The 562-nt window shown below is 47.9% G+C and carries 1 protein-coding gene; it reads left to right on the top strand.

What is annotated here, in order from left to right; translation table 11 throughout:
- Positions 1 to 523 (top strand): DUF1501 domain-containing protein (locus R7Z50_RS29880; protein WP_318150066.1); only part of this gene is annotated, 523 nt, incomplete at its 5' end.
- Positions 524 to 562 lie beyond the last annotated feature (39 nt).

Genomic DNA, 562 nt, shown 5'->3' on the forward strand with positions numbered 1-562 from the left:
TACGCTCGGCAAACAAATGCAGACCGTGTACAAATTGATCGCCAGCCAGAGTGCGCTTAGTCAGCAGCGACAAGTGTTCTTTGTAAAACATACAGGATACGACTTACATGACTCGCAGCTCGCGCGACACCCTTTGTTACTCGAAGATCTCGCCACCAACCTAAATGCCATGTATCGCGCAGTTGATAAGCTCGGTATGAGTAAAAACGTGACCACGTTTACGATGTCTGACTTTGGTCGACGAATGACCAATAATGGTAACGGTACCGATCACGGCTGGGGCGGTCATCAGTTATTGATAGGTGGTGCGGTAAATGGCAGTGCGCCGATCGGTACGTGGCCAGAGTTAACACTTGGAGGGCAAGATGATTACTCAAAAGGTCGATTGATTCCGGCTATTGCCGCAGACCAAGTTGGCTCAACTCTCGCACAGTGGATGGGCGTGAGTGACAATGCCGCACTGGAATACGTATTCCCGAACATCCGTAATTTCACCACATCTAACCTTGGCTTTATGGCTTAAGCTAAGTGGCTTAGTTTCGTTTATTTAATTGTCAAAAAA

The sequence above is a fragment of the Vibrio sp. 1249-1 genome, from assembly GCF_033340495.1.